The following is a 26,851-nucleotide window of genomic DNA, read 5'->3' as shown; positions in this document are numbered from 1 at the left end:
AACACAATATGAAAAAAAAATTAATTCTTTTGGCTGCCGCCCTACCAGTATTAATTTTTTCACAGAATTCTAATCCTTACGGATCAGGTTCTACCGAAACGAAAAAATTTGATAATGAAAGTCGCCTTTTTAAAGATTGGGCAATTTCTGTAGGAGGTGGAGGCGCTTTTATGCAAGCTGCAGACTTAACATCTTTTTATGATGGGAAAATTAATTGGGGTTGGAATGCTTACGTAAGTATTGATAAACAAATAACACATACTTTTGGACTTAGTTTGAATTACTCAAAAGGTGAAACTAACCAAAAAATTATGGCAAGACCAGAATGGGGCGTTGCCGTAGGCCATACAAAATATGACCAAATTGCAGTTCTCGGAGATGTTAATCTTTCCAATTTGATGAGACGTGTTGATAACAAGTCAGAATTCAAATGGGCACTTCATGCATATGGTGGTGTCGGGATTGAAGGATTTACTTCAACCATGCGTGATGAAGGGATGTACAAAAAATATCCATTCTATATTAAACAATCACTAGATCAGGCGTCTGTATTTTGGACAACAGGTTTAGGATTAAAATATAATCTATCAAGACTTATCGATCTTGAGTTAAGAGCAATGTATGTCTTCTCTGGAGATGATGCATTCGACGGATCTGGTACGCAAGGTGGTAGAGCTTATGATGAAAATTTTGATCCTGCTACTTATATGCAAATCCATCCAGGAAGATCCGACAACGCATTTACTGTAAATCTAGGATTAAGTTTCAAACTAGGTAAAAGTAATAGAACACATTTAGCTTGGTTTGATCCATTACAAGATATATATGCCAAAACAAGCAATCTAGAAAATCGTATAAAAGATTTTGTTGTTTGTGAAAATGGCGATAAAGATAACGATGGCGTTTGTGACGATTGGGACAGACAGCTAGATACACCTGCTGGTGCAAGAGTAGATGGTGCGGGGGTCGCATTAGATATCGATTTGGACGGTGTTATAGATTTATATGATAAATGTGTGACAGAACCAGGTCCAATAGAAAATAATGGATGTCCTATTGTAGCACAGACCAGCATGTCAGACAATCTTGTAGAAGAAATTAATAAATCTTTACAAGGAATTGATTTTGAGTTAAATAAAGCGGTTATTAGAAAGTCATCTTATGGCATTTTGGATAACGCAGCAGATGTTCTGAAAGGAGCACAAGGACAGCAATTTTTTGTAATAGGAGCTACCGATGCAAGAGGATCGGTACCTTTAAATTTAAAATTATCGAAAGGTAGAGCAGAAGCTGTTGTTGCCTATTTGATAAATAAAGGCGTGCCAGCGTCCATGCTTCAAGCAGAAGGTCGTGGGAAATCTGATTTGAAATATCCAGAATGTGATCCCGCAAGTAATTGTCCAGAATGGAAAAACGAAGCGAATCGTCGCGTTTACTTTATAGCAAAATAAAAAACAAAAATATGAAAAGAAGTATATTCACATTAGTAGTGCTTACAGGTATATTATCACCTGTATGTTACAATGCTCAGCAAGATAGTATAACTACAGATAGTATAACCAGCGAGGCTTATCAACCATTTACGCAAAGTTCTAAAAGATTTAATGATTGGGCAGTTTCTGCAGGGGTAGGTACAGCTTTGATACAAACAGGTAACCTAACTTCAATTAACAATGGGGCAGGTAAGAATATGTTTGGATACTCTGCCTATTTTAGTGTTGACAAGGCAATTACACACGCGTTTGGCTTAAAGCTACAATACGATAAAGGAGAAACAAGACAAGGAAATGCCAATACAAAAGATCATGTTGATAATAGTTTAGCTGGTAGAACACAATACGATGCTATCTCTTTATTAGCTGATGTTAATATTTCTAATTTATTAAGAAGAGTGGATAACAAATCCAACTTTAGATGGGCATTACATGGCTACGTTGGTGCAGGTACTTTGGCTTACCGTGCATATTTACAAGAGCCAGGTAAAGCATATAACCAAAGCTTAGTGACAGAAGTAAAACCTTTTAAACTAGGTTCTCTGTTCGCACAGTTTGGTTCAGGTGTTAAATACAGAATGGCAAAATCTTGGGATGTGGAAGCCCGTGCAATGTATGTTGTGACAAATGACAATACTTTTGATGGTGCTATCAACGGCTATCAAACAAAAACCAATAAAACTTCTGATAATATGCTAACCGCTTCACTTGGGGTAACATATAATATTGGAAAACATCAATCTCACTTATTCTGGCATGACCCATTACAAGAAATTTATTACAAATTAGACGTATTAGCTGACAAGTCAGAAGATGTTGAAGTTTGTAAAAAAGGTGATGCCGATAACGACGGCGTTTGCGATGATTGGGATAGACAACTTGACACTCCCGCCGGTGCAAGAGTTGATGGTTCTGGTGTAGCATTAGATGCAGATCTAGACGGTGTTATTGATCTTTACGATAAATGTGTTACCGTTCCTGGTCCTGTGGAAAACAATGGTTGTCCTATTGAGAAAATTAAAAATAATAATAACGTAACTGAAAATGTATTAGAACTAAAAGGCATTGAGTTTAATCTTAACTCAGACAAAATATTGCCTGCAAATACACCAATTCTTCAGAACGCTATTAAAACCATTAACCAATCTAGTGGATCATATCTAATTGTTGGAGCAACAGATACAAGAGGTACAACAGCATACAACCAAAATCTTTCAGAAAGAAGAGCTGGTAATGTGAAAAACTATTTGGTGAAAAATGGTGCAGATTCTTCTAAACTTCAAACAATCGGTAAAGGTGAAAAAGATCTTCTTTATCCAGAATGTGAACCAGCAACTAAATGTCCAGAATGGAAAAATAGAGCAAACAGAAGAGTATATTTCGAAGCGAAATAATTTTAAAAAAAATAACTTATAAACCGTTGGATTTTTTCAGCGGTTTTTTATTTTTTTCAAACTTAGCTTTTACGTAATTTTATAGCATGAATATCGATAGTCACTTAACAAATATATTACACGAAAATCTCCAAAAATATTGGGGCTATTCGCAGTTTCGTGAAGATCAGGAAGCCATTATTTCTTCTGTTGTACAAGGGCAAGATGTTTTGGCATTGTTGCCAACAGGCGGTGGAAAATCGCTTTGTTATCAGTTGCCCGCTATTATTTTAGAAGGGACTTGTTTGGTTATTTCGCCACTTTTAGCTTTGATAAAAGATCAAGTTTCATCTTTAGAAGAACTCGGGGTAGAAGCAGAATTTCTTAGTTCAGAGTTTGATGATGCCGAAGTTGAAGATGTCTTCACCAGATGTATCGAAGGTTTTACTAAAGTCTTGTACGTGTCACCAGAACGTCTCAAAAATCAGGAGTTTTTACGACGAATTCCAGAGATTAATATTTCGTTTATTGCCGTTGATGAAGCGCATTGTATTTCAGAATGGGGACAAGATTTTCGACCAAGTTATCAGAATATCAAATTCTTTCGAGAAGAATTTAAAAATGTACCTTTGCTGGCTTTAACCGCTACGGCAACCTCAGAAGTTGTGGAAGAAATTGTCGCCAAGCTTTCGCTTAAAAAAGTTCAAATATTTAAAAAAAGTTTTGAACGCAACAATCTCAATATTATTTCGGTAAACATCACCGACAAATATCAAAAAATAAAAGATTTTCTCCTTCAAAATAGAACAGCAGGAATCATCTATACAAGAACCCGAAAAGAAGCTGAAGAACTCTCTCATTTTCTTCAAAATTCTGGCTTGGAGCAGGTTAATTTTTATCATGCTGGACTTCCAAGAAAAGATAAAGAACGATTGCAGAAACAATGGCAAGCTAGTCATTCTAGAGTTCTGGTATCAACAAATGCTTTTGGAATGGGGATTGACAAAGACAATGTTCGATTTGTTATTCATTTTTCACCATCGGCTTCCATCGAAAATTATTATCAAGAAATTGGGCGTGCTGGTCGAGATGGAGAAGAGTCGATTGCTTATCTTTTCTGGAATGATCAGGAACTTCAGGAGTTTGATGCTATTTTAAAAAATCAAATCCCGACAAAAGTTGAGTATCAATCAATTCTTCGTTATTTGTATTCCATCTACCAAATTGCAGAACATGATTTGCCAGAAAAAATGTTCACTTTGAAAATTGACCGTGTCAAAAATCTAAGCAAAACCTCAAGAGCAAAAATCCTGAATGTTCTTAATTTCTTGCACAATCAAGAGCTTATTTATTACAAAAATACCTGGAGTCCTTCGACGATTGAGTCTTTGGTACAAGCAGACAATATCGATTTGTTGCCTGCAAAAGACGCTCATTTTTTAGAACTTTTGTATCGTACGGTTTCTGGTTTAGGATCTGGAAAAGTACATTTCAGTGAAAAAAGTTTCTGTGAGAAGCATCATTTTGATTCTGGGCTTTTTAAAGAAAGGTTAGAAGATATGCAGAAAGCTGGACATTTAGAATATTTTGACGGAGCCAATCATGCGGTTCGGTTTTTAAAACCAAGAGATGAAAATCGTTTGTTCGGTTTCTATTGGAAATTGTTTTCAGAAATTCAACAGAACAAACTGAAAAAATGGAAACAAATGAAGTTTTATGTAACGAGCCAGGATTATTGCCGTATGAGGCTTATTCTTCGTTATTTTGATGAGAAAAATGCGAAAGATTGTGGCAAATGTGATTATTGCCAAAAGAAATCGCCAATAGCATCTAACACGCTTCTCAACGATATTTTATTACAGTTAACACACCAACCGAGAACTTTGGTAGAGTTGGTTGCTATTTTCAAAATTCACTCGAGAGAAAAAATATTAGAAAATTTAATTTTCCTTTTAGATTTAGGAAAAATCAGAATGTTGAATTACAAAACCTATACTATAAATTCATAAATGAAAAGTTTAAAAGTTGTTTTTTTAGGAACACCAGAATTTGCGAAAACAAGTCTAGAAGCCATCCACAAATCGCATCACGAAGTGGTTGGCGTGGTAACAGCGACGGATAAAGCCAGTGGAAGAGGACAAAAAGTAAATGCTTCGCCTGTCAAAATTTATGCTGAAGAGCAAAATCTTAAATTATTTCAGCCCGAAAAATTGAGAAACCCGAAATTTTTGGAAGAAATAAAATCTCTGAATGCCGACGTTTTTGTCGTTGTCGCATTTAGAATGATGCCACAGATGTTGTTTTCGATTCCTACGATGGGAACTTTCAATTTGCATGCGTCTTTGTTGCCAGATTATCGCGGTGCGGCACCTATTAATTTTGCAGTCATCAATGGCGAAGCCAAAACTGGAGCAACCACCTTTTTTATTAATGAAAAAATTGATGAGGGCAATATTCTTCTTCAACAAGATATTGATGTTTTGCCCGAGGATAATGCGGGATCGCTTCATGATAAACTGATGGTAATGGGCGCAGAATTGGTCGTGAAAACTTTGAATGGTCTTGCAGAAGGCAATCTTAAAGAGCATCCGCAGCCAGAAAAAGAACATCCCAAAACGGCTTACAAGATTTTTAAAGATGATTTAAAAATTAATTGGAATCAAAAAGGAGAAGTTATTCACAATTTCGTGCGCGGAATGTCGCCTTATCCGACGGCTTTCACGATTTTGAATATTGATAATGAAAAAAAATCTTTGAAAATTTTCAAAGGCCATTTTGAAGAACTATCGCATTCTGATACTTCGGGAACAATTCATATTTCGAAAAATGAATTTAAAATTGCAACACCAGATGGTTATTATTTTCCTGAAGAATTGCAATTGCAAGGAAAAAAGAAAATGTTTCTTAAGGATTTCTTAAATGGTTTCAGAAATTTTGATCAAATAAAAATGGCTTAGTTGAACTAAGCCATTTGGGTTTTTTTATAAAGGAATCATCTCGGTGACTTCGACATCGTAACCGCCAATCATTGGTTTTAGATTTGGGTTTTGAGAAATGACTTTGAATTTGTTAATGCCTAGATCTTTCAAAATCTGCGTTCCGATACCATAATCTCTGAAGTTGGCAGGAATTGTCGGATATTGCTCGTGCCCGTTTTGGAAGTTTAAAAATTGTTGCAACTTTCTTAAAGTCGTTTCTGTATTTGATACGTTGTTAATAAATACAATTGCGCCTTTGCCTTCTTTGTTGATAAGGTCCGTCACTTTTTCTAAAAGTAGTTGCTCACCATTGTTAAGACGGCTTAATACGTCAAAATAAGAGCTTGATGATTGTACGCGGATCATAACGGGTTCATCCTCTGTCCAAGAGCCTTTTGTTAATGCAAAATGGATTTGCTCTGTTGGTTTTTCTTCAAACGCGTAGAATTTGAATTCGCCATAATGTGTTTTCACATCACGCTCTTCAATACGTTCTACAATAGTCCCTTTTCTTAGTCTGTAATGGATAAGGTCTTCGATAGAAACGATTTTTAAATCATGTTTTTTCCCGAATTCTATCAAATCTGGAACACGCGACATGCTGCCATCTTCGTTCATGATTTCACAAATCACACCACCTTCTTTTAGGCCGGCCAATTTTGTTAAATCGATTGCTGCTTCGGTGTGACCAGCTCTTTTCAAAACACCACCTTCTTTCGAGCGTAATGGGAAAATGTGGCCGGGACGCATAAGATCTGTAGGTTTTGTCGAAGGATCCATTATTGCTTTTATGGTTTTGGCTCTATCACTTGCAGATATCCCCGTAGTTGTACCTTTTCCTAAAAGGTCAACAGAAACGGTAAAGGCTGTTTCTTTAGGATCTGTAGAGTTGCTCACCATAGAATGTAGCTCTAGCTCATCACAACGTTTTTCTGTAAGAGGCATACAGATAAGACCTCTTGCATGGATGGTCATGAAATTAATAGTTTCCGTAGTAATCAATTCCGCTGCAGCTACTAGATCGCCTTCGTTTTCACGATTTTCGTCATCTACAACGATAATCATTTTACCTTGGCGCAAATCTTCGAGAGCTTCTGGGATGTTATTGAGTTGGAATTTTTCCATTTTTATTTTAGATTTTTGATTATACAAAGATAAGGATATTGTAATAATTTTTATTAATATAATCGCTCTATTAGTTTTAATAGTAGGTGTTAAAACACATCTAATGATTTTTTATCATTGAAAATCAGGGCTTGAAGTAAAAAATATCCAAAAGCCTTTTGAAATCAAGAAATATTCATTAGATTTGCAAACCAAATAAAGGGTGCTTTGGCCGAGTGGCTAGGCAGTGGTCTGCAACACCATCTACAGCGGTTCGAATCCGCTAGGCACCTCAATTCTAAACCCTAATCTATTGATAACAAATAGTTTAGGGTTTTTTGTTTGTTGTGTTTCCCGATATTTTCCCGATAATTTTAAAATCGTGTAGAATTTCATTTTTTATGGAGTCCGAAAATTCGGTATAAAAAAACCCCAACCGATATTAACTATATTAACTATGACCCATATAACATATATTACATATCATAGGGCGAACCTATATTAAATAATATTAACTAATTCCCTTTTTATGGACTCCGAAAATTTGTAGAAAACAAAAAAACCACCTTATCGGGTGGCTCTGTTGTTAGTCTGTAATTTGAAAGGCTGGCGGTAATCGGTTAAGTTCATCCATCTGCATTACTAAATAAAACTTTTTCAGATACTTTGTTATAAAATCCTCAATGTCTCCCATTTCTTCCGTAATATCCAAATTGTTTTCTTTGTGAATTAATTTCCATGTGAAGTAGTTTTGCATTAAATCGTCCAGCATGTCGCATTCTCCCCAATCCTCAACCGTTTGCGGTTTTATTCTCTCAATTTCTGAAATATAATCCCAGTACGATTGCCTTAGGTCTACATCTTGAATTGTTAACGGTTCTTTGTCTTTGATTCTAATTTCAAACTCAAATTCTTTTGTGTTCTGTTTTGCCATTGTAGTGATATTAAATTATATTAAAAGTTAATTTGTAATTGTTGTGTATTGTAGTTCCTTTTCTCAAAACTTTTCCTATTGTGTATCGGGTTGGTTTTGGAGTTTCTAATATTGTGAGCCATGTAATAAAATTGCCTTTCTGTTTTTTCAGTTTTCATTTTTTCAGACAAAAATTTTTTCTTTAAACTTTTATAAATTTCGGGTGCATTTTCTTTGTAATATTTCAGACCTGAAAAACATAAAAATTTACTTCCTTTTTTTTGCATTGATATATTTAATCCTGTTACTAAACATTTAGTAAAATGTGCATATTCCAAGTTTATCAGTGTGGAGGTGGTTTTTCCATTTTGTAACTTTTCCCTATTAATGGGGGTTCGCTGTGTGGAATTTGCACATTTTGAGTAAATGAAAATTTTATCTACAATTTTGGTTTTTATTTGTTGGTGGAGGTTGTTTTTTCTCCCCAATATTTTGTAGTATTTTTCCCTATTTAGTTGGAAAGTATTTCGGTGTTTTTCGGTTATTAATTTGCTCCAAAATTCAACGTTTGCCCCCTGTTCAATAAAATATACCTCATCGGTGTTCGCATTGCTCAAATCGGGTTCTTTGTTACTGCATAGAATAAAATCCCATTCGTTTAATAAACTTTGTCCTAATCGGTTGTAGGTTTCCAAATTCAGCAAGTCAGTAGCGGTGTTTATTCCATACTTGCATATATTCTTTGCCTGTTTGCTCTTAACTTCAAAACGAAATGTATTTGGATTGATTCCGTACGGTGGAACATCCAAAAACTGCAAACCTTTGGCGTATGCCTTTATTTGTTTGTAGTTGGTTGCATCAGTTTTTTTAAAATATGGTTTTTTGGTATCGGGAATAGTAAAGGGTGTTTTTTTATAAAAATAAAGTCCATTGATGAGGTCTTTTGTATCTGCATCAGGAATAATGTTTAAACCAAATTCGATATTACAAACATTTAATTCGTTGTATTCTCGTTGTTTTACATCTAAGTAGGTCAAAATATCGGAAATTGTACTAATTGCCTGTAATGGCGTAAAATCATTACCATTGTGGCGGTATTGGTTAAAATGGTAGTGCGGACTTACATTTATTTCCAAATGACAAAAACCAACTACCTTTCCGTTTTCTACTGCCTTGCGAAAATCCAAACTTAATTTTATACCAAAATCTTTATGCCTTAATGAATAATAATTGTTTGTTTTTGGTCTGCATACCACAAAATCGGGGTGCGTTTGCAACCTCTCAATTATGGTTTGATTATCCGTTAAAAACTTAGTATTATCTATCATTATTTTTCTATCTTTGGCATATTGTAATGGTTGCCACTATTACATATTTTGAACAAATTAGGGAGCGTTTTTACACTCCCTTTTTTTGTTACTTAGTTTTAAAATGGGGTTTTTATTTTTTTAGGGTATTCTTTTTTAGTATCGCTATTGTACCAATCCAACCAATCCCGATACTCCATAAATTGCATAACTCCCAATACTTCCCCTGTGAGGATATAATGCAAGTCGGCAAACTCTTTGAATGATTGGTTAAGTATTTCTTTTTCAAAATTTGCGGTAACGCCTTTTTTTAACTCATCTTTGGCGTTATCCATTACGGTGGCTAATTTTCTCAATTCCATTTTTAAAAGTGTTGTATTAGGTGTTTTACTAATCGGGTGCGGTCTGTTGGGGTATGTGGGTAAAATTGTTTACAGGCTCGTATTTCAATTGTTCCAGCTTCGGAAAGGTATTTGATAACGCACAAAGATTTTACGCCATTTATCGGTAAATCTGAATAATAGAAATCGGGCGTTCCTGTTGGTCTTAATCCTGTTAAGGTGCATTTGCTCCAATTGGTAGCATTGCGGATTCTTAAAAGTAAATTTGCCCCTGTGGTATTGTTATATCCGTTATTTTTTTCTAGGCGGATAAGTTCCGATAGTAGCGGTTTTTCTGCAGACTGCAATTTGAATTGTGCAAAGGTCTTTTTTACCTCATCTATGGTATAGGCTAACTTGTAGCTGTCGGGTATGTAAGTGGTTGCCGTTTTCATTATTAACTCAATTTGTTTTTGTTAATAATTTGCTCCACTTCGGAACGTTTGAAGTACACACGATTCCCAACGCCATAACTAGGTATCTTCCCCTCTTTTCTCCATCTGTGTAGACTTGAAAGGTCTATTTTTAAAAGTTTGCAGACTTCGGAACGTGTGAGGTATTCCGTTGGCTCTTTTGGTTGGAATTGTGCGGAAAGTTGCGCCTTTAGTTCGGGAATTAAGGCGTTTTTAATTTCCGTAATTAGGTCGGTCGGATTTGTTCCGATAAATTGGATTGTACTCATAGTTTCTATATTTTGAATTTCTATGAGACAAAGGTCTGTTTATAACGAATTAAGGGAGTGCATAAACACTCCCATATCGCTCCCATAAAGAATGGTAAAGGGGTTTATTAGATGTCAGAAATTAATTTTTGCATTTCTTCTAAATACTTGTATGCTCCGTATTTATCGATTTGATAACTAGGGTTTTTTGAGTCAATGTTTAATCGGTTTTTGTACACAAATTCTATTTTGTCAGCATCTAGCAGTAAACCAATAATTTCATTTTGTTTTTCACTCGTTAAATTTTTCATAATTGGCAAATCAAATATTCCTAATTCATATAGTAATGCTAGTTTTTTCGGATTTGATAATGCTGGTTTCGGTTTGGATTTAATTTTTTGATTTAATCCCTTTATTTGCTCTTTTTGTATTTCTACATTAAAAAAAAGTACCGCCTCTTTGCATTTTTCTTTAATTATATTTTGTTGCAGGGTTACATATTTATCACCTACACTATATTCGCAGTATTCTTTTAATATTTCTTTTGAGTGGTGGATGTTAATTTTTTGAAGTAATTCTTCAACCAAAAGAAAACTTACCATAAACTTAATTTCGGGAATGTCTTTAAAATAATCTTCGATTGTTTTTTCGATTATCTTAATTTCATCGTCCGAAAAATTCAGTTCTAATTCGTTTAATTTGTCCCACCCTTTTTCTAACATTGGGTCTAGGATGTCGTCAATAGTTTCTAAATAATTTGTAAATTTTGTTTTTTCATTATTTAGAAATGTATGATAATCATTACCACTATCATTATAATTTTGTAGTAAATTGATTTTGTAATCCTCATCTCTTATTTTATGATATTTTTCGTAGAACTCATCTAATGTATCGTCTTTGCTAAACATATTTTGAACGTTTGTAATTGGTTGCCTGTGATTAATTTTGTTGAAATCGTCTAGGAAACATAAATAACATTTTTAAATAATGCGTATATGCTGACTTTTGAACGTATATTGGTTTTTGTTTAAACTCCTTAAATGTAGGATTGTAACAATCTTTACAATTACGGTATTTATTATAGGTTATCATATAATCAAAATAAAATGGAATGTCCGTATTTATAATTATTTGAAAATCTACATCATCCATACCTTTAATTTCTTTATCAATACGGTCAAACTCTTTTCCGTATTCTAATGGTGTAAGATTTTTGTATAAAATTGGGTTAACTTTTTCCATCTTATGATATTTTTTGATTTTTTAATTCTTTAAAAGTTTTGGCGGTTTGCATCGCCCAATCGTCCGCAGTTTTCCCGATATAGTTTAAAAACATAGACTCTGTTTTATGTCCTGTAATTGCCATCAGTTGAGGTGTTGTAAATAGTTTGTTACCGTAAAAATTAGTTGCAAAGGAACGTCTGCAAACGTGCGAACTTACTAGATTGTATTTTTCAGTTTCTACAATTTCGTTTTTCTTTTTTACCTCATCGTAAACTTTGCCTTTTATCATTTCGTGGATCCCTGCCAGCTCACAAACTTTCTTAATATGTCGATTAAATAGCACTGCATTAGAATCAAAGTTATTGGCGAATGTAGGAGGAAAATCACCATTGTATTTTGTTAAAATAGTTTCCACCTCATCATGTAACGGAATTACAACCTTTTCGCCTGTTTTCTGCTGCGTTATTTCTATAAATCTAAACGAGTTTCCCTCGCTGTCTGTTTTGGTGTAAATCATGCGGTTGGTCATTCGTAGTAAATCGCTCGCACGTTGCCCCAAATAGCATCCTAAAACGAGCCAATCTCTTGCAGTATTCCAATCTGTATTAATAGTTTGTACCTCCTTTATTCTTTCAATCTCATCAAATGATAAGAATACTTTGTACTCGGTGTTTGTTGTTCCAGCACTAAAACCTCTTATTTGGTGGTGTATTTGTTTTCCGTTGGTTTCTGCATCAAATATTACCGTTTTGAAATTCTTAATAAATCGTACTGCTGTGGTTTCCATAAGGTCGCAACTATTAACCAAATAATTTTTAAAGTCAATTAATGTTTTTGCATCAATATCTTGCAGTAAGAAAGTTTTCTTTTTCTTTTTTTGATAGTCAGAAAAACGGTCGTTGAGGTTGTTGTATTTCCTTAGTGTACATTCGGTATATGATGATGTACTACGTTTAAAATCGGTGAAGTTTTGTAAGTAATTAAGAAATACGGAATCGTCTGTTTTGACTTCAATACGATTGAAAAAAGAATCTATCTTTTCGGACAACCATTCTTTTGAGAAAATTACACCTTTTGAGTAATCAGAATTATATTCGTTTAAAATATGAGTTTCTAATCCTTTTAGTTGGGTTGTTATTTGTTTGTTTTGTGGGGCATTTTGTTTTGGTAAAGATTTTTCTTTGCTCCAATCGTTAACGTTGATTTTAAAACCTGTCTTTAGTTGATATTCATTTCTATATCCGACCGTAAACCTTAGATAAATTTGAGAACTATCCGTTTTTGAACGAATGAAAAATTTAATTGATGCCATTGTATTGATTTTGAACAAATCAAAGATAAAAAACTTTCCCGATATTTTCCCGATAATTTTGAAATCTTATGCAATCCCATAAAATCCAAAACAATAAAAAATCCTTTATTAATGGGAGTTTGAAAAGGTTTTTTGATTTTATGAAAAAGTAACAAAAACCGTTATTTAGGTACGCTAGGCACCTAAATTACAAACCCTAATCTATTGATAACAAATAATGTAGGGTTTTTTGTTTGTTGGAAATTCCAACCAAATTCCAACCGATTGAAAAAAGTATAAGTTTGTCAAGTTTTTATAATACGGTTTTTGATTATTCCTAATTGTTGTGCGATCTGTTTTGTAGTTGTATAAGCGCTATAAAGCCCGATAAATACAGCTAAAAAGCAAAGCCGTCAGTTGGTGCGCACGCGTTGTCTCGTCTGTGCGCACGCGTCAAGTCACCGATGCGCATCCGTTAAGCCTTCTGTGCGCAGAGAATAAAATTCGCTTCCAAAACAAGGAAAGAGAGCGTCAGGTTTTGGAAACAAATTAGTCCATTGCGATCCTAAAATATGGAATTTCTATATTTTTCTCACTTATTTTTAAGTTTAAAATTGCGGTATTTTATAACTTCGTACAAATTTTAAGAAGATGAACATTGGTGTTGAAGCAGCGAGTTATTACATCCCACATTTATATTTAGAAATAAAAGAACTTGCAAATCAAAGAAATATTGACCCTTTAAAACTTGAAAAAGGCCTAGGCCTACACAAGATGGCCATGCCCGATGTCCACGAGGATACCGCGACAATGGCGGCAGAAGCGCTTCTGAAACTTATTCAAGATTTTAAAATTAATCCCAAAGACATTGCACGGCTCTATCTAGGTACAGAAAGTGCGCTAGATGCTGCAAAACCTACGGCGACGATTGCTGTTAGTATGTTAGAAAAGGCTTTGTCAGAAAGCTTTGGAGAAAGATGTTTCAAAAATTGCGATGTGGTGGACATGACTTTTGCATGCATTGGCGGTGTGGATGCGTTGCAAAATGCCCTCGATTTTGTGCGCGTTAATCCTACTAAAAAGGCGATTGTTGTGGCTTCCGATTATGCTAAATACGAGTTGGCTTCGGGAGGCGAATATACCCAAGGCGCTGGCGCTGTGGCGTTGTTAATTTCTGCTAAACCAGATCTTTTGCAGATTGATAATTTTTGGGGCGTCGGGACAGAAAGTGTTTACGACTTCTTCAAGCCCCGTCGTGCTTTCAAAAAAGAAGACCTCCAAAATGCCCCAGAAACTTTTCCTGACAAAATAGAAGTTTTTTCTGACGAACCTGTTTTCGATGGACATTATTCTAATGAATGTTTTAAAAACCGAATTAAAGAGGCTTACAATCATTTTAAACAAGAAAAAAATATAGCAACAAAGGCTTTTGAAGATTGGCGTTTTTTGATTTTCCATTTGCCTTATGCTTTTCATGGAAAACGTGTATTTCCAGAGTTGTTTGCCATAGAAAACAACCTAGAATACGAGTCGAATGAAGCGCTGAAAGCAGTTTCCAATAGTGACGTTTATAAAGATCTTGTCCAACAAAAAATAGAATATTCTCAGCGTGCTTCTTCCGAAATCGGAAATATGTACACGGCTTCAATTTTTATGGCATTATTGTCCGCGCTACAAACTGCTTTTAACGAACATGAAGAATTATCGGGTCAACAACTAGGATTCTTCGCGTATGGAAGTGGGTCGAAGGCCAAAGTTTTTGAAGCCAAAATTGGTGAGAATTGGAAATCGGTGGTATCGACTTGGGATTTGTTTGAGGTGTTAAAAAATCGTCAAAGTATTGATTTTGAAACCTACGAAAAGCTTCACCGTAAACAATTAGAAACTTCTATTAATCTTGAGAGAAAAGCGTTCAGATTAGATTTTATTGAACAAGAAAATCCTGTTTTGAAAGGCGCGAGATATTATAAGTTTTAATACAAAATATACCGATTTATTATAAAAGTATAAAGCCTCATTGTGGGGCTTTTATTGTAATATTATACTCTTGTTTTGAAAGGATTTGGGCGTTGTTCCTTCAAATTGCTTAAAAACTCTAGTAAAATAATTGGTGTCTGTAAAACCTGTTTGGAAGGCTACTTCTTTGATGCTAAATTGGTTTTTTAGAAGTTCTTTGGCTTTGTTTATCCGTTCTTTTAAAATAAAATCATTCGGAGAAAGTCCAAATTCTTGTTTAAACATTTTAAAGAAATTCGAATGGCTCACGTAAGCCATTTTTGCCATTTGGTCGATATTGAGTTTTTGGTGAAGATTTTTTCTGATATAATCGACTACAAAGCCCATCCGCGATTGGGTTTTATTAAGATGTTGTTCTAGCATTTTGCTGCCTTGCGTTTGCATTAACCGAATAAGAAGTTCTTTTAGAGCAAAATCTGCCATCAGATCTTTGTGCGTGTTATCGTCCATGGCAATCCGCATAAGATTATTAGTTGCAGAAGCTAGAGAAGGCGTGTTGAACAGAAAATACTCGTCGTGTTGAAGGTCCCAAGAGTTACTTTCATCAACTTTTGGATTATACAGATTAAGGTTTTGGAGCGTGTTTTCTATAAATTCCGCATTAAGGCTCAAAGAAATACATTGCGAAGGCGATAGGTCTGCTTCTGGAAAATCGATAATCATGGTACCGCCTGGCGACATTAAAACACTTTCTCCTGGGAGATATTCAAAATAGTCTGATTTGCCATCTAGTTTTAATCGTTTTTTCCCACGCAGCATCGCAGTAAAAGCAAGTTCATTAAAATGTAATCTTACATTAAAAGCACTTTGGTGGGTTTCATAAATACTAAACTCACAATTTTCCAGCGTGTACGAGGTTTTGTTTTCAACCAAGTTGCCGAGTTGTTTTTCCTTTAATAAAGCTGGTTGATAAATGTATGATTTCTGGCGAGCCATAATGTCTTTTCTTAAAAACTTATTTGATAAAAATATAAAATATTTATTGAAAATACTTCTAAAGTTTTGTTAATGAAATTCTAAATTTTATATTAAAAATAGAATTTTGCTATAAATATGTAGGATTGTGCTATGTGATTTATAAGTTTAAAGTTAACTTCGGTATTCTGAAAGTTATTCTGCGAAAAATTATGACTTTTCCAAAAGTAATTTAAGATATAGAATTAATACAAACAATACAAAAATAAAATCATTATGAGCACAAGCAATGTAATACAAAGACCAGATTTTAAAGCTAAATATGACAATTATATCGGTGGAAAATTTACGGCGCCCGTTTTGGGAAAGTATTTTGATGTCGTTTCGCCAGTTGACGGAAAAGTGTTTACGCAAGTTGCACATTCTGCAAAAGAAGATTTAGATTTGGCGGTAGATGCTGCTGCAAAAGCTTTTGAAACCTGGGGAAAAACTTCTGCAACACAACGCAGTATTATTTTGAACAAAATTGCAGATAGAATAGAAGAAAATCTTCAATACATCGCAGCTGTGGAAACTATAGATAACGGTAAAGCGGTGCGAGAAACGCTCAATGCGGATATACCTTTGGCGGTGGATCATTTTAGGTATTTTGCGAGTGTTATTCGTGCTGAAGAAGGTTCTCATAACGAGTTGGATAAAGATACCGTTTCGTTGATTGTTCATGAACCTTTAGGAGTAATTGCTCAAATTATCCCTTGGAATTTTCCAATATTAATGGCGGTTTGGAAGTTGGCTCCAGCTTTAGCTGCTGGAAATTGTGTGGTTTTAAAACCTGCAGAAAGTACACCAGTTTCTATTATGGTGTTAATGGAATTAATAGGCGATTTAATTCCAGCCGGCGTAATTAATGTTGTTAATGGTTTTGGAGCAGAATTGGGAAGAGCTTTAGTAACCAATCCAAAAGTATCAAAAGCAGCATTTACAGGTTCTACAGCAACGGGAAGATTAGTAATGCAATATGCCACAGAAAATATTATTCCCGTAACTTTAGAGTTGGGAGGAAAATCTCCAAATGTATTTTTTAGCTCGGTGATGGATCATGATGATGAGTTTTTAGATAAAGCCATTGAAGGAGCTGTTTTGTTCGCTTTAAATCAGGGTGAAATTTGTACTTGTCCATCAAGATTATTAATTCAAGAAGATATTTATGAAGCATTTATCGCGAGAGTTGTTGAAAGAGTAAATGCCATTAAAACAGGAAACCCATTGGATCCAACGGTGATGATGGGAGCACAAGCTTCACAAATTCAAAAAGATAAAATTATGTCTTACATCCAATTAGGCAAAGAAGAAGGAGCAGAAGTGCTGACTGGAGGAGACGCAAATAATCTTGGAGATGGTTGTGAGAGTGGTTATTATATTAAGCCAACCTTGTTTAAAGGGCACAATAAAATGAGAATTTTTCAAGAAGAGATTTTCGGACCTGTTTTAGCAGTAACCACTTTCAAAGATGAAGCCGAAGCAATAGAAATTGCTAATGATACCATTTACGGATTAGGGGCTGGAGTTTGGACGCGTGATGCCCATCAGCTATATACCGTGCCAAGAGCTATTCAAGCGGGAAGAGTTTGGGTAAATCAATATCATTCTTATCCAGCAGGAGCGCCTTTTGGTGGATACAAACAATCGGGTATCGGTCGAGAAAACCATAAAATGATGTTGGATCACTATCGTCAAACCAAAAATATGTTGATTTCTTACAATAAAAATAAATTAGGCTTTTTCTAATTAATAATTAATTGGGGCGTGCCACTTGGTTGCTTTATGTAGACTTATATATTATTGTTGATTTGATTTGTTATAATAATTAGTTTGCAACCAAGTGTCGGTCTACGCGCAGTCGCTGTGGGAGGTTCGTTTCCTCCGCTACGCTCCGGAACCTCGCCTCCCACGAGCTCCCACAATGCGCTTCGCCCTCACGCGTACAAAATTTGTTAAAAATTAAGCCAGGTGCAAGTGGTAGAATGTTGCTTATCACTTGTATGTAATTATGTAATTTGTGTTTTTGACCTGGCTAGAAATTAGTCAGGTCTTTTTCATTAACTTTAAATAAAAATAAAATGATTTCAAGATTAGATGTTACAGATAAAGCCTTAGAAGTTATTCATCAATTGGAAGAACAGCACGGTCCTTTAATGTTTTATCAAGCAGGAGGATGTTGCGAGGGAACCCAACCGCAGTGCTTCGAAAAAGATGGTTTTTTCCCAAGAATGAATGATGTTTTAATAGGTCATGTAAAAGATTATGAGTTTTGGGTGGATAGAGATTTGTTCGAGTATTGGAAATATTCACATTTTACGTTGGATGTTTTGGACGGTTTTGGTCCTGGTGGTTTTTCTTTGGAGAGCCCGTTAGGAAAGACTTTCAAAGTCCATTACCGGCTTTTTACGTCAGAAGAGTTGGAAGATTTAGAACCTGTAAAAAGAAATGATTAAGATTTAAAAGAAGCTTTTAAATGAAATCTAAAACAATAATATCTTAAAAAATATTTGATAGAAAATTGATCATCAGTTACCTTTGTTGAAATTTGCAATTTCAGATATGGACAGACTCAAAATTCAAAGACATTATTATTTTAAATTAATTGTTTCTGCAATAATAGTTGCGTTGGTGGCTTCGGCAATGTCTTGGTTGCTCAAGTTTATTACTATTTATTTTCAAGAATATTTATATGATTTTGCAAAAGAAAAATCTTTTCTGTTCATTATTTTTCCAACAATAGGGATTACAGCCATTTATTTTTTAAGGAAATATCTTTTCAAAAACCGCAAGAATAAAGGCATCACTGAAATTTATAAAACAGTGGATCAAAGAAAAGATCATTTACCCGCTTTTAAAATTCCGTCCCATTTTTTAAATGGTTTCCTTACGGTAATTTTTGGAGGTTCCACAGGAATTGAAGTTTCTACAGTAGTTGCAAGTGCTACGGTGGGAAATGTAGCTTACGAAAAGCGTTTTTCTGCTAATGTTTATAAATTGGAATTAATTTGTGCAGGCGTGGCAGCGGGCGTTTCTGTTTTATTCGGAAGTCCCATTGTAGGATTTTTATTCGCTGTTGAAGTAATAGCCAGGAAACTTACCAAAACTTTATTTTTAAGTTGTTTTGCGGCGAGTTTTGTGGCTTGGGTTTTCTTGTATTTCACGAAAAGTGAAACAGTATTTTCGGCATCTATCACAGATTGGAGTTGGTCAGCACTTCCTTTTTTTGTTATTCTAAGTTTATTGGGAGGTGTTTTATCGGTTTACTTCACGTTTTTAGTAACAAGGATTAAGGATTTGTTTGCGGGAATTCACAATAACTTTTTGAGGGTGAATTTAGGAGCTCTCGTTGTGGGTTCGCTTATTTTTGTGTTTCCATTTCTGTATGGCGATAGCTATCATTCCCTGAATGAACTTTTGCAACATCCACATGAATTTTCTTTATTATTTTTGGTGTTGTTAATATTTTTAAAACCTTTGGCTTCGGCTTTAACCCTTGGTGCAGGAGGCGATGGTGGTGTTTTTGCCCCTAGTATTGTGGTGGGAGCATTTTTAGGTTTTGGATTTGCATTTTTTTGCAACCATTATTTCGGGACGTCTTTAATTTACCTTAATTTTATTTTGGTAGGTGCAGCAGCTACTTTATCGGCTTCTATTTATGCGCCTTTCACGGCTTTGTTTTTAGTCTGTAATTTAGCTCCGAACGGATATGCATTGTTTTTTCCTATTTTGGTGGGAAGTTTTATTGCTAAATATTTTGCTCAACAACTTCTTCCTTACAATGTTTACACTTACAATTTAGAAACTAATAAATAAAAAAAATTCAGCTCCTGCGAGTTGAATTTTTATGAAGATGAATTTAATTTTAGAAACCCCAAGCCACTCCAAAATTCAACATTTTATCGTTATTAAAATGACTGTCTTTAAAGAAATTGCTAAAATCTTTTTTTGCATAAACACTAAACTGTCCGTATCCTAGAGTAATTTGAGCACCCTACACCAACGGATTTATATCAAAATTTTCTCTGTTTCTAAATTTAATATCGTCGTTTTTATAATATTATTGCTACATAATTTACCTCCTCCATACACATTGGCACTAACTTTAAAAGCATCATAATAGGGTCCTTATTATATATCTCTCGCTGTTTTTAGCTTAGAAAAATTATAATGAAAACCAATAGGAATCATTATATAGCCCGTTTTCAATTTACTTTTCTCTAAATTCACGTTAGATTGCGCGATAAAGATGCTGGCGTTTTCGTCTTTTGCAAAATATTTATCGTTTTCCAATCTTAAGGTATACCAAGAGATATCTGTTAGGAAGCTACCGCAAAATAAAAACGAAAATATCTTTAATTGTATTTAAATGAATTGGTCTATAAATTAAATCAAAGATATTGTGGAGATAGAATTTTTGAAAGGCTCCTCATGGCGAACATTACAGCTATGGGACTAAAAATGGATAATCAGATTAGTTTTTGGTATTTTTTTTACGAAATATTTTTTAGTATAAAAATTAATAAGTTGATAGTAATGCATGTGCTTATAATTAACCTGTTGTGCATTATGAATTAAAAAATTAAAAGTTGTCATTTGATTGAAAATCAGTAAATTGAATTAATCGCAAAACATTTACAATGAGCAACTTAGCTGCAGATTACGAAAGGTACCTAACCAAGAGGTTCGACGGAGGTAATTTTGGAAGTTTTGAAAAAAAATATCTAATGAAAATTTATTACTCTACCTAAGACGACCATCAAAACTGCAAACTTTCCAGAAGTAGCACTTCGAAAATCTGTAAATATGCTGAATATTGTAATCTTATCAGAGGTTTTTGTACTTCACAGCAAATGCATTTTTATGGCTACAAACTTCATACGGATTGTTCTGTAAGTGGTGTTTTTCAAAGTATTGATTTAAGTCCAGCTTCTGTGTAGGATATCCATTATTTAAAGGATATCAGAGAGCAATTATCTCTTTGTACACTGCTTGTAGACAAGGGTTGTTTGTCTTCTGAAATTCAAATTGACTTGTTCAACTATCCAAACATAGAATTGGAAACTCCAAAAGAATCAATCAAAAGGATTATAAACCTCAGTTTTATTGGTTCAAAAAACAACGAAAGACAATCTAAACCTTGTTCTCGAAATTCTGCGACCAGTTTATGGTGAGACGTAATTATGCAAAAACTTTTGAAGATTTCAAAAACCAGATTATTAGCTAAAATAACGGCGTTAACAGTTGTACAATTCATCAACAAAGAATATTTCAACAGAAATATCAATAACTTAAAAGCCAGTATTATTTAAAATGCACAACGGATTTTTATTATCTTTTCTCCGTCAAATACTTCCAATATCTTCGTGGGACGTGTTGCAGATGTAGTTTCATATTTTTGCGGGCTTCAATATTGGTGCTTTTAAAATACTGCTGCCAAAGATTCTGGTACTTTTCTTCCATGTCATCCAGCTGTATTGTAGCATCAGTTTTAGATAATGCATTTTGCTGAACAGGAGATAAAGTAACTTCGGAAACACTTTTTAAATCGTAAAAAAGACCATAGTTTCTCTTAATATCATAAATCAACCAAGTTTGATCTGTATAACGATTTCTAAAAAATTCTGCAATAAGTGGCAATACATTAAAATCTGGCTCAATCATGCAATGAAACATATTATCTGAACTTTTCTGAAAACGGATGAATGCCTTCATTCTGTGTCGTTCTCGATTCACGCGGGTAAGGGCTTGGTCGAATTTTAATACATGAAAGTTTCCAAAATTGGTCAATATTTTTTCGTTACCTAGAAATATCTGCTGGATACAATAGATAAGGGATTGCCATACAGCTTCATCTTCCGACAAAAAAACTTTAAAAATATTGAGAACTTCGGTAGATTTTAATTTGGATTTTAATCCCTTTAAGACTCTTTTTGCTTTAATATCATCCGTAACTACATCATAAACTTCTTCAAAGAGTTCTCCTGTGAAATTACTAGATAGAAGAGGTTTTACATCAAATTTTTTACTTTCGAAACTTTCAAAAACCACCGAAAGAAAGCCGTAATAACTGCCATCAAAAGTATAAATCATCCTAATCTTGTATGGTCCACACTAATCTTTTAATATCATAACCCTGCTCTTTGGCGTAGGCTACAAATTTTTGCTTGGTTGCTTCAGGAATAGTTTTGTTTCGAGAAAGTATCCAAATATAATCCGTGCTTTCACCAAAAATAAGTACGGTTTCATACGAAGGATCCATCATCACAATATTATATTCCGAATAAAATGGGCCAAAAAATGAAACCTTTAATGCTCCTTTATTCTCTGGACCATTAAATTTTGCTTTTCCATGGGCTTCTTCCCATTCATTCTTGACATAGTTATAGCCTTTATTAACAACTGCAATTTTACCGTCATCTCGTTTGGAGTAGTTTGCTGTAACATTTTTTAAATCTTTTTCATGTTTAAAATCCTGCCTTGCGATTTCATACCATTGGCCCACATATCGATTAACATCAAAGTTTTGAACTACAACTACTTTAGAACTCATTTTCCCTTTTTTTGTAGAACATGCTATGGTAATTGCGGTAATGCCCAAGGCAGCTATTGCAAATAGGGCATATTTTAAATTTTTGTTTTTCATAATTTATATTTTACGAGCTTAGAATAAACTAAGCTGATTACTTGGTACATTACTTTTATATTTACTTTTAGAGGGTGAAGTAATAAGAGATTTTATCTTCAACGGAGCAAGTTCTCCCATTTCAAAAGACGTATCGGCACATACCATAAAAAATTTGGCTCTATTAAAGCTGATGCCCATTTTTCTTACCTGATACTCACGCAATTTTCCAAATTTTCTACTTTGAATCATTTTCATTGCAGACTTTCTTCCCACGCCCGGAATTCGTATAATTTCTTGATAGCTGGCCGTATTAATATCAATAGGGAAATAATGCGGATTTCTAAGTGCCCATCCTAATTTTGGATCAATATCCATATCTAGATTGGTGAAGGTTGGGTTAAGAATTTCATCCAATTTAAAGTCATAAAATCTTAAAAGCCAATCGGTTTGGTATAGCCTGTTTTCTCTAATTAATGGAGGTTGCGTTCCCACTTGAGGGAGTATGGTGTTTTCTGAATTTATTGGGATGTAGCCACTATAATACACTCTTTTCAGATTGTAATTTTTATAAAACTCGTCGGCAACACTCATAATTTCAAAATCATTTTCTGGCGTTGCGCCAATTACCATCTGCGTGCTTTGCCCCGCAGGTACAAATAAGGGTTTATGTTTTATTAATTTTGATTCCGATTTGATTTCTTGAATTTGATTTTGAACAAAAGCCAAAGGTTTTCTTACACTATCGTGATTTTTTTCTGGAGCTACCAACTTCAATCCAGCTTCTGTAGGCATTTCAAGATTAATGCTCATTCTGTCGACATATAATCCAGCTTCTTTTATAAGCTCTTCGCTAGCACCAGGAATGGTTTTAAGATGGATATACCCATTGTATTTCTCCTCCACACGAAGTTTTTTCACAATACGCATCAATCGCTCCATGGTATAATCTGCACTTTTGAAAATCCCTGAACTTAGAAAAAGTCCCTCAATATAATTTCTGCGGTAAAAATTAATCGTCAATTCTACCACTTCATCAACGGTGAAAGCAGCTCTTTTTACATCGTTACTTTTTCTGGAAACACAGAAGGCACAATCGTAAATGCAATGGTTGGTAAGAAGGATTTTTAACAAAGAAACACACCTCCCATCTTCTGTATACGTATGACAAATTCCTGATGCCGAAGCATCTCCAATACCTCCATTATTTTTGCGTTTTCCTCCGCTAGAACTACAGCTTACATCGTATTTGGCAGCATCTGCCAATATCATTAATTTTTCTTGAATACGATCCATGGTATTTTTTTAATTATGAGGTGTAAAATTAACCAAAATTAAGCCAAACAGATGTTAGAAAGTAGTTGCTTTTTGTGTCATTTTTCACCATTATAAATGAAAAAAAAGAACATTTAAGAACAGAAAATCTATATAAAAACATGTACAGCTGAAACGATTTACAATTCTAAAATACAAGCATCATCAAAGATGTATTTTTGTGCATTGGGATAATAGTCTTGTGTATCCAAACCTGTGAACGAACTAAAAGCGGGTAAAATAAATTTGTCTTCGGAAACAATATAACATGGAAATTTTAAAAATTTCCTCACAGTCGATTGCAGGCTTACTCCAGGATGTATATGACCTGAAATCACAAAAAAGTCTTGCATTTCAAGGTCTTCATGGTTGAAAATAAAATCATCTATTCTAAGTTGTTTATAAACTTCAGAAACGCCCAAATTGTACAAAGTTTCAATAGAAATTTTGTCGTGATTACCTTTTACTAAAATAATTTTGAGATTGGGGAATTGCATTTTCCAAGTTTTGAAAATTTCAAATTCTGAATTTTTCCCCGCATGGATAAAATCACCAACAATAATGAGTTTTTCGCAGATATAAAATTCAATTAAATAAGACAGCCGCTGCAAATCCTGATGAATAATATCTGCAGGTAATGCAATTCCATTTTTTCTGAAATGCGCAGTTTTTCCTAAATGCAAATCGGAAATTATTAAACTTTTTTCATTTTTCCAGAACAAAGCTCTCTGGTTAGTAAGTACAAAATGATGATTACGGATGATAATTTCTTTTTCTACGAGATTCATTTTGTTTTACTTTTCTTTTTTATGTTGGCTTCTTGCATTTTTTTTATTCTCGTTGCCAAATCTTCACTGGATAAAGATTGACGCAAACTATCCACTTTTATAGGGAAACTAAGTGGTGAAAATCGATCCGAATGTATGTAAATAATTTTACTTTTTTCTATTCTGTCAAATGCGGCGATTAACCGTCCTTCTTCTAATTGCTGATTAAAAACCTCCGTGTAAGCTTGTCTCAATAATAAATTCTCGGGATCGTGCTCTTCTAAAACAGAAAATATAATTCCCGACGAGGATTGTAAAGATTTATTATTGATCTGTCTTCCTGGCATTGTTTGTACCACTAATCCCGATATGACGGCAATATCTCTAAATTTCCGTTTCGCCATTTCAGCAGCATTTACGCTACTAACCACATCTTGCATCAGATTTTCTCTGGAAAGAACCTGTTTCAGCTCTTCATCTGTTAATATAATTTCCCGATCAGAAAACAATTCAAAACCATAATCATTCATCGCCATTGAGAAACTAATGGGGTATAATTTTGAGATTCTATATGCCAATAATGCAGACATCACTTCATGCACCAAACGTCCTTCAAATGGATAAAAAAAGAGATGATAGCCTTCTCTGGTTTTTATTTGCTCCACTAAAAATTCATCTTCTTTGGGAATGTGGGAATTTTCATTTTGATTAGCCAATAAAGGATGCAAAAATTTCAGTTCCTTTTCCCTTGAGTTTGGAGATAAAGATTCGGCTAATTTTTTCCTTAAAAAAAAACTGAGATTAGAAGAAAGAGGCAATCTTCCACCCAACCAACTGGGAGTGATAGCTTTTCCGCTGGATAATTTTACATAAACCGTCATTTCTTTTAGCATTGCATATTCTAAAACCCGACCGGCCAAAATAAATTTATCACCTTTATGTAGTTTTGATATAAAATATTCCTCTATCATCCCAATATAACCACCAGAGAGAAATTTCACCCTCAACATGGAATCACTTACAATAACGCCAATATTCATGCGGTGTAGCATTCCGATTTTCCTTTTTTCAACCACTAATTTTCCATCATCTTGTTTTACCACTTTATGAAATTCTTCATAGTTTTTTCCTGTTTTTCCACCTTGTGTGATGAAATAAATGCACCATTGCCATTCTTCTTCAGTCATTTCAGAAAAAGCAAAGGTTTTTTGGATAACAGGATACATTTCATCCGCATAAAAACCGCCGCCTAAAGCTAAACTAACTAGAAATTGAACCATAACATCATATGCTAAAACAAAGGGTTCACGTTTTTCAATCACTTTATTTTTAACTGCTTCTTTAAGCGCTGCAGCTTCAATAAGTTCTAAAGAATGAGTGGGAACAAAATAGATTTTTGAAGTTTCAAAAGGGGAGTGGCCGCTTCTTCCTGCACGTTGCATAAACCTCGCAACACCTTTACTAGAACCAATTTGAATGACGGTGTCCACAGGTTTAAAATCCACACCTAAATCCAAAGACGAGGTAGAAACTACGGCTTTTAAAGTTCCATTACTAAGATTTTCTTCCACCCAATTTCTCAAATCCACATCAATAGAACCGTGATGAAGAGCAATTTGACCCGCGAAATCAGGATAGACTTCCAACAAAAGTTGATACCACATTTCTGCCTGACTTCGAGTGTTGGTAAAAACCAAAGTAGATTTGGAGTTCAGAATAATGGGTACGACTTCATTCATTAATTTCCCGCCCAAATGCCCTGCCCAAGGTAAAATTTCAACTTCTGGCGGATATACGGAGAGGATTTCAATTTTCTTTTGCTCTTTGGCAACCACTTTTGTTCTTTTATGGGAATTGGGAATCAAAACTTCTAAAGCTTCATCAAGATTTCCAATGGTTGCTGTGATTCCCCAAATTTTAATGAGTGGATTGCGATGTTTAAGAACAACCAAAGCCAATTCCACCATGACGCCACGTTTGGTACTCAACAACTCATGCCATTCATCAACGGCGATACATTTTAGATTTTTAAAAAATCTTTGATTGTCTTTTTGAGCCAATAGCAGATGCAAACTTTCGGGAGTTACGAGCAAAATATCGGGCATGATTTTGCTTTGTCGTTGCTTTATTTGGGGATCGGTATCGCCGTTTCGCACTTCAACGGTCCAATCTAAACCAATTTCGTCAATGGCTTCTTGCATGGCTCTTGCCAAGTCTTTTGCTAATGAACGGAGTGGTGTGACCCAAAGCAGTTTTAGACCTGATTTATATTTTTCGGGTTGATTAAAAAAATCGATGAGTATCGCAATGAATACGGAATAAGTTTTCCCAAAACCTGTTGGCGCAATCACCATTCCAGAGTAACCATTAGAAAAGCGTTGCCATGTTTCCTTCTGAAAAGAAAATGGCGACATTCCTTTCTCATTCAACCATTTTTGGATGATTTGAAAA

23 protein-coding genes, 1 tRNA gene and 2 pseudogenes are annotated in these 26,851 nt (G+C 34.5%); 11 read left to right on the top strand and 15 right to left on the bottom strand.

Translation table 11 applies throughout. From position 1 onward, the window contains the following. Positions 1-8: 8 nt before the first annotated feature. The 4 genes from G6R40_RS06830 (at position 9) to fmt (ending at position 5,823) form a co-directional block, all read left to right on the top strand. Positions 9-1,451 (top strand): OmpA family protein, encoded by a 1,443-nt coding sequence (locus G6R40_RS06830; protein WP_165133373.1) that lies wholly within the window; start codon positions 9-11, stop codon positions 1,449-1,451. 11 nt (positions 1,452-1,462) lie between these two features. Then, on the top strand, positions 1,463-2,887 hold the full coding sequence (locus tag G6R40_RS06825) for an OmpA family protein (protein ID WP_165133370.1): 1,425 nt from the start codon (positions 1,463-1,465) through the stop codon (positions 2,885-2,887). Positions 2,888-2,973: 86 nt separating this feature from the next. Then, positions 2,974-4,875, top strand: a complete 1,902-nt coding sequence (locus tag G6R40_RS06820; protein WP_165133368.1) for an ATP-dependent DNA helicase RecQ — start codon at positions 2,974-2,976, stop codon at positions 4,873-4,875. Beyond that, a complete protein-coding gene (fmt, locus tag G6R40_RS06815) occupies positions 4,876-5,823 on the top strand; it encodes a methionyl-tRNA formyltransferase (protein WP_165133366.1) in 948 nt (315 codons plus the stop codon). It abuts the gene before it with no gap. 24 nt (positions 5,824-5,847) lie between these two features. Here the strand turns inward: fmt and ribB are convergent, their stop codons facing one another. Then, a complete protein-coding gene (gene ribB, locus G6R40_RS06810) occupies positions 5,848-6,969 on the bottom strand; it encodes a 3,4-dihydroxy-2-butanone-4-phosphate synthase (RefSeq protein WP_165133364.1) in 1,122 nt (373 codons plus the stop codon). Between the two features lie 201 nt (positions 6,970-7,170). Between ribB and G6R40_RS06805 the strand changes: the two genes are divergently transcribed. Then, a tRNA-Cys gene (locus G6R40_RS06805) sits at positions 7,171-7,241 on the top strand. Positions 7,242-7,534: 293 nt separating this feature from the next. Here the strand turns inward: G6R40_RS06805 and G6R40_RS06800 are convergent. From G6R40_RS06800 to G6R40_RS06765, 8 genes are all read right to left on the bottom strand, one after another. Beyond that, a complete protein-coding gene (locus G6R40_RS06800) occupies positions 7,535-7,882 on the bottom strand; it encodes a hypothetical protein (protein WP_165133362.1) in 348 nt (115 codons plus the stop codon). Between the two features lie 20 nt (positions 7,883-7,902). Then, positions 7,903-9,189 (bottom strand): hypothetical protein, encoded by a 1,287-nt coding sequence (locus G6R40_RS06795; protein ID WP_165133360.1) that lies wholly within the window; start codon positions 9,187-9,189, stop codon positions 7,903-7,905. Positions 9,190-9,287: 98 nt separating this feature from the next. After that, positions 9,288-9,530 carry a hypothetical protein gene (locus tag G6R40_RS06790; protein ID WP_165133358.1) on the bottom strand — a complete coding sequence of 81 codons (243 nt, stop codon included), beginning with the start codon at positions 9,528-9,530 and terminating at the stop codon, positions 9,288-9,290. A 2-nt stretch (positions 9,531-9,532) separates the two neighbouring features. After that, the gene (locus G6R40_RS06785) at positions 9,533-9,943 is read right to left on the bottom strand and encodes a hypothetical protein (RefSeq protein WP_165133356.1); all 411 of its coding nucleotides are present in this window, start codon (positions 9,941-9,943) and stop codon (positions 9,533-9,535) included. A 2-nt stretch (positions 9,944-9,945) separates the two neighbouring features. Continuing rightward, a complete protein-coding gene (locus G6R40_RS06780; protein WP_165133354.1) occupies positions 9,946-10,230 on the bottom strand; it encodes a helix-turn-helix domain-containing protein in 285 nt (94 codons plus the stop codon). 107 nt (positions 10,231-10,337) lie between these two features. After that, positions 10,338-11,117 (bottom strand): hypothetical protein, encoded by a 780-nt coding sequence (locus G6R40_RS06775; RefSeq protein ID WP_165133352.1) that lies wholly within the window; start codon positions 11,115-11,117, stop codon positions 10,338-10,340. Positions 11,118-11,148: 31 nt separating this feature from the next. Continuing rightward, positions 11,149-11,451 (bottom strand): hypothetical protein, encoded by a 303-nt coding sequence (locus G6R40_RS06770; RefSeq protein ID WP_165133350.1) that lies wholly within the window; start codon positions 11,449-11,451, stop codon positions 11,149-11,151. Position 11,452: 1 nt separating this feature from the next. Further along, positions 11,453-12,745 (bottom strand): tyrosine-type recombinase/integrase, encoded by a 1,293-nt coding sequence (locus G6R40_RS06765; protein WP_165133348.1) that lies wholly within the window; start codon positions 12,743-12,745, stop codon positions 11,453-11,455. 630 nt (positions 12,746-13,375) lie between these two features. On the opposite strand from G6R40_RS06765, the gene G6R40_RS06760 reads away from it, so the two are divergent. After that, positions 13,376-14,701, top strand: coding sequence for a hydroxymethylglutaryl-CoA synthase family protein (locus G6R40_RS06760; RefSeq protein WP_165133346.1), 1,326 nt, complete (start codon positions 13,376-13,378; stop codon positions 14,699-14,701). A 51-nt stretch (positions 14,702-14,752) separates the two neighbouring features. Here G6R40_RS06760 and G6R40_RS06755 read toward each other — a convergent pair whose 3' ends face one another. After that, positions 14,753-15,676, bottom strand: a complete 924-nt coding sequence (locus G6R40_RS06755; RefSeq protein ID WP_165133344.1) for an AraC family transcriptional regulator — start codon at positions 15,674-15,676, stop codon at positions 14,753-14,755. A 255-nt stretch (positions 15,677-15,931) separates the two neighbouring features. On the opposite strand from G6R40_RS06755, the gene G6R40_RS06750 reads away from it, so the two are divergent. From G6R40_RS06750 to G6R40_RS15140, 5 genes and pseudogenes are all read left to right on the top strand, one after another. Then, positions 15,932-17,443, top strand: coding sequence for an aldehyde dehydrogenase family protein (locus tag G6R40_RS06750; RefSeq protein WP_165133342.1), 1,512 nt, complete (start codon positions 15,932-15,934; stop codon positions 17,441-17,443). Between the two features lie 332 nt (positions 17,444-17,775). Further along, positions 17,776-18,150, top strand: coding sequence for a DUF779 domain-containing protein (locus G6R40_RS06745; protein WP_165133340.1), 375 nt, complete (start codon positions 17,776-17,778; stop codon positions 18,148-18,150). Positions 18,151-18,256: 106 nt separating this feature from the next. Continuing rightward, on the top strand, positions 18,257-19,510 hold the full coding sequence (locus tag G6R40_RS06740) for a chloride channel protein (RefSeq protein ID WP_165133338.1): 1,254 nt from the start codon (positions 18,257-18,259) through the stop codon (positions 19,508-19,510). A gap of 491 nt (positions 19,511-20,001) precedes the next feature. Continuing rightward, positions 20,002-20,140, top strand: a pseudogene (locus G6R40_RS06735) (IS1595 family transposase); the annotation flags it as partial. Positions 20,141-20,460: 320 nt separating this feature from the next. Then, positions 20,461-21,006 (top strand): annotated as a pseudogene (locus G6R40_RS15140) (IS982 family transposase); the annotation flags it as partial. A 19-nt stretch (positions 21,007-21,025) separates the two neighbouring features. Here G6R40_RS15140 and G6R40_RS06730 read toward each other — a convergent pair. From G6R40_RS06730 to G6R40_RS06710, 5 genes are all read right to left on the bottom strand, one after another. Beyond that, on the bottom strand, positions 21,026-21,787 hold the full coding sequence (locus G6R40_RS06730) for a TIGR03915 family putative DNA repair protein (protein ID WP_165133336.1): 762 nt from the start codon (positions 21,785-21,787) through the stop codon (positions 21,026-21,028). Position 21,788: 1 nt separating this feature from the next. Further along, complete coding sequence (locus tag G6R40_RS06725) at positions 21,789-22,340, bottom strand: lipocalin family protein (RefSeq protein ID WP_165133333.1); 552 nt, start codon at positions 22,338-22,340, stop codon at positions 21,789-21,791. An 18-nt stretch (positions 22,341-22,358) separates the two neighbouring features. Further along, complete coding sequence (locus G6R40_RS06720; protein ID WP_165133330.1) at positions 22,359-23,615, bottom strand: putative DNA modification/repair radical SAM protein; 1,257 nt, start codon at positions 23,613-23,615, stop codon at positions 22,359-22,361. 158 nt (positions 23,616-23,773) lie between these two features. Then, positions 23,774-24,421, bottom strand: a complete 648-nt coding sequence (gene pdeM / locus G6R40_RS06715) for a ligase-associated DNA damage response endonuclease PdeM (RefSeq protein WP_165133327.1) — start codon at positions 24,419-24,421, stop codon at positions 23,774-23,776. Continuing rightward, positions 24,418-26,814 (bottom strand): ligase-associated DNA damage response DEXH box helicase, encoded by a 2,397-nt coding sequence (locus tag G6R40_RS06710; protein ID WP_262887675.1) that lies wholly within the window; start codon positions 26,812-26,814, stop codon positions 24,418-24,420. The genes pdeM and G6R40_RS06710 overlap by 4 nt, the downstream gene beginning before the upstream one ends. Positions 26,815-26,851 lie beyond the last annotated feature (37 nt).

The organism is Chryseobacterium sp. POL2 (genome assembly GCF_011058315.1).
GTDB lineage: Bacteria > Bacteroidota > Bacteroidia > Flavobacteriales > Weeksellaceae > Soonwooa.
This window is presented reverse-complemented; position numbering and strand designations above follow the sequence as displayed.